The following is a 4,081-nucleotide window of genomic DNA, read 5'->3' on the forward strand; positions in this document are numbered from 1 at the left end:
GAAGCTGGAGGGCCGGCGCACCAAGCGGCTCGCGGTGTCGCACGCGTTCCACTCGCCGTTGATGGAGCCGATGCTGGCGGAGTTCCACGAGGTCGCCGCCGGGATCGCCTACCACTCGCCGCGCATCCCCGTGGTCTCCAACGTGACCGGTGAGACCGCCGACGCGCTCGGCTCGCCCGACTACTGGGTCCGGCACGTGCGGCAGGCCGTGCGGTTCCACGACGGCGTGCGGTTCCTGGAGTCGCGCGGGGTCACCCGGTTCCTGGAGGTCGGCCCCGAGGGCGTGCTGACCGGCATGGCGCAGGGCTTCCTCGACCCCGGCACGACCGTGCTGGCCGCCACCCGGCGCAAGGACCGCGACGAGGTCACCTCGTTCGCCTGCGCGGTGGCCCGGCTGCACGCGCACGGCCTGGCGCCCGACTGGGCGGCCGCGCACCCCGGTGGCACGCGCGTCGAGCTGCCCACCCACGTGTTCCGCAAGCAGCGGTACTGGCTGGAGTCCGTCGTGCCCGCGACGGCGGCGGTCGAGGCGCCCGCCGAGGGCGACGCCGAGTTCTGGCGGGCCGTGGAGAACGCCGAGCTGGCCGACCTGCTCGGGGTCGAGCCCGGCGCGCTGGACCGGGTGCTGCCCGCGCTGGCGTCGTGGCGGACCCGCAGCCGGGAGCGGTCCGAGATCGACTCGTGGCGCTACCGCGTGGTGTGGCGGCCCACCGGCCGACCCACCGGGGCGCCGCTGACCGGCCGCTGGCTGCTGGTGGCCGACGCCGACGAGCGCGCCGCCGCCGTCACGGAGCGGCTGACCGCCCGCGGCGCGGTGGTGGTGACCGTCGAGCCCGCCGGGCACGACCGCGAGGCGCTGGCCGGGCTGCTGGGCGAGGTGGCGACGCCGGACCTGGCGGGCGTGCTGGCGCTGACCGCGTCCGACGAGCGGCCCCACCCCGTGCACCCGACCCTCACCGAGGGCGTGGCCCGCACCGTCACCCTCGTGCAGGCCCTGGGCGACGCCTGCGTCACCGCGCCCACCTGGGTGGTCACCTCCGGCGCGGTGGCCGCGGACCCGTTCGAGGCGCCCGCCTCCACCGCGCAGGCGTCCCTGTGGGGCCTGGCCGGCGTGCTGTCCCTGGACCACCCGCTCACCTGGGGCGGCGTGGTCGACCTGCCCGCCGAGCTGGACAGCGCCCTGCTCGACCGGCTGTGCGACGTGCTCGCCGACGGCGTCGAGGACCAGGTGGCGCTGCGCCCGGCCGGTGCGCTGGGCCGCCGGCTCGTGCGCGCGCCCCTGACCACCCCCGCCCGGCGCGACTGGGCACCGCGCGGCACCGCGCTGGTGACCGGCGGCACGGGCGGTGTCGGCGCGCACGTGGCGCGCTGGCTGGCCGAGCGCGGCGCGGGGCACCTGGTGCTCACCAGCCGGCGCGGCCCGGACGCGCCCGGCGCGGCCGAGCTGAAGGCCGAGCTGGAGGCCGGGGGCACCACCGTGGTGTTGGCCGCGTGCGACGTGGCCGACCGCGACTCCGTGGCCGGGCTGCTGGCCTCGCTGCCCGACGGGCCGCTGACCGTCGTGCACGCCGCGGGCGTGCTGCCCGACGAGGCGCACCTGGGCGACATCGCGCTGGCCGACTTCGTGGAGACCGGCCGGGCCAAGGTCGCCGGCGCCCGGCACCTGGACGAGCTGCTCGGGAACCGCGAGCTGGACGCGTTCGTGCTGTTCTCCTCCGGCGCCGGCGTGTGGGGCTCGGCCGGGCAGGCGGGCTACGGCGCCGCCAACGCCCACCTGGACGCCCTCGCCCTCCAGCGCCGGCACCGCGGCGCCCCGGTCACCTGCGTGGCCTGGGGCGGCTGGGGCGGTGGCGGCATGGTCGACGAGGAGGCCCTCGGCGAGCAGCTGCGCCTGCACGGCATCCCGGCCATGGCGCCGCACCTGGCCGTCGGCGCGCTCCAGCAGGCCCTGGACCACGACGAGCACCACCTGGTCGTGGCCGACATCGACTGGGAGCGGTTCGCCCCCACCTACTCCGCCGCGCGGCCCCGGCCGCTGCTGCACGCCCTGCCCGAGGTCCGGGAGGTGCTCGACCTCGACCGCGGGGCCGCGGACCCGGCCCCGGCGGAGTCCGCCCTGGCGGACCGGTTGGCCACGCTGCCCGAACCCGAGCAGCACCGCGCACTGCTGGACGTCGTCCGGACCCACGTGGCCACCGTGCTCGCCTACCAGGACCCCGCCGGGGTCGAACCGGGTCGCGCGTTCAAGGACCTCGGTTTCGACTCGCTGACCGCCGTCGAGCTGCGCAACCGGCTCGGCGAGGCGACCGGGGTGCGGCTGCCCGCGACCCTGGTGTTCGACCACCCGACGCCGGTGGCGCTGGCCCGGTTCCTGCACGAGGAGCTGGTGGGCGACGCGGCCCCCGCCGAGGTCGAGCCGGTGGCCGGGGCGGTGGACGACGACCCGATCGCCATCGTGGCCATGTCGTGCCGCTACCCGGGCGGCGTGCGCTCGCCGGAGGACCTGTGGGAGCTGGTCGCCAACGGCGTGGACGCGATCTCCGACTTCCCGACCGACCGCGGCTGGGACGGCGCGGCGCTCTACGACGCCGACCCCGACCGGCCCGGCACCAGCTACGTCCACGAGGGCGGCTTCGTCCACGGGGCGGGGGAGTTCGACGCGGCCTTCTTCGGCATCTCGCCGCGCGAGGCCACCGCGATGGACCCGCAGCAGCGGCTCGCGCTGGAGCTGTCGTGGGAGGCGGTGGAGCGCGCGGGCGTGGACCCGAGGGCGTTGCAGGGCAAGCGGGTCGGCGTGTTCCTCGGCACCGGTGGCCAGGACTACGCGGACCTGCTCGACCACGCGCCCGAGGAGGTCGAGGCGTACCTGGCCACGGCCACGTCCGCGGCGGTGCTGTCCGGCCGGGTGTCCTACACGTTCGGCTTCGAGGGCCCGGCGGTGTCGATCGACACGGCCTGCTCGTCGTCGCTGGTCGCGCTGCACCTGGCCGCGCAGGCGCTGCGGTCGGGGGAGTGCTCGATGGCGCTGGCGGGCGGCGTGCTGGTGATGGCCACGCCGACCCCGTTCATCGCGTTCTCCCGCCAGCGCGGCCTCGCGCCCGACGGCCGGTGCAAGCCGTTCTCCGACAGCGCCGACGGCACCGGCTGGGCCGAGGGCGCCGGCGTGCTGCTGCTGGAGCGGCTGTCCGACGCGCGCCGCAACGGGCACCCGGTGCTCGCCGTGGTGCGCGGGACGGCGGTCAACCAGGACGGCGCGTCCAACGGCCTGACCGCGCCCAACGGTCCCTCGCAGCAGCGGGTGATCCGCGCGGCCCTGGCCAGCGCGGGCCTCGCCCCGGCGGACGTGGACGCGGTCGAGGGCCACGGCACCGGCACCTCGCTGGGTGACCCGATCGAGGCGCAGGCCGTGCTCAAGACCTACGGCCAGGACCGCGAGCGGCCGCTGCTGCTGGGGTCGATCAAGTCCAACATCGGCCACGCCCAGGCCGCGGCCGGCGTCGCGGGCATCATCAAGTCGGTGCTGGCGCTGCGGCACGAGCTGCTGCCGAAGTCCCTGCACATCACCGAGCCCTCCTCGCACGTGGACTGGAGCGACGGCGAGGTCGAGCTGCTGACCGAGGCGCGGCCGTGGCCGGCGCGCGAGACGCCCCGCCGGATCGGCGTGTCCTCGTTCGGCGTCAGCGGCACGAACGCGCACACCATCATCGAGGAGCCGCCCGCCGCCGAGCCCGCGCCCGCCGAACCGGCCGCCGTGCCCACCGACGTGGTGGCGTGGCCGGTGAGCGCGCGGGGCGCGGGAGCGCTGCGCGACCAGGCCGCCCGGCTCGCGGCGCGGGCCGCGTCGCTGGAACCGGTGGACGTGGGCCTGTCGCTGGGCGTCACGCGGGCCGCGCTGGAGCACCGGGCGGTGGTCGTCGGCTCGTCGCGCGACGAGCTGCTGGCCCGGCTGCGGGCGGTGGCCGCCGGGACGGCCGCGCCCGGCGTGGTGACCGGGGTCGAGGGCGGCGGTCTGACCGCGTTCCTGTTCACGGGTCAGGGTTCGCAGCGGGTCGGCATGGGTCGTGAGCTGTCCAGCGCCTTC

The 4,081-nt window shown here is 77.1% G+C and carries 1 protein-coding gene; it reads left to right on the forward strand.

The window, feature by feature from the left end:
* On the forward strand, positions 1 to 4,081 hold a 4,081-nt coding region (locus ACFP3R_RS37405; protein WP_380643759.1), incomplete at both ends, for an SDR family NAD(P)-dependent oxidoreductase.

This window comes from Saccharothrix lopnurensis, assembly GCF_042658445.1.
Lineage (GTDB): Bacteria > Actinomycetota > Actinomycetes > Mycobacteriales > Pseudonocardiaceae > Actinosynnema > Actinosynnema lopnurensis.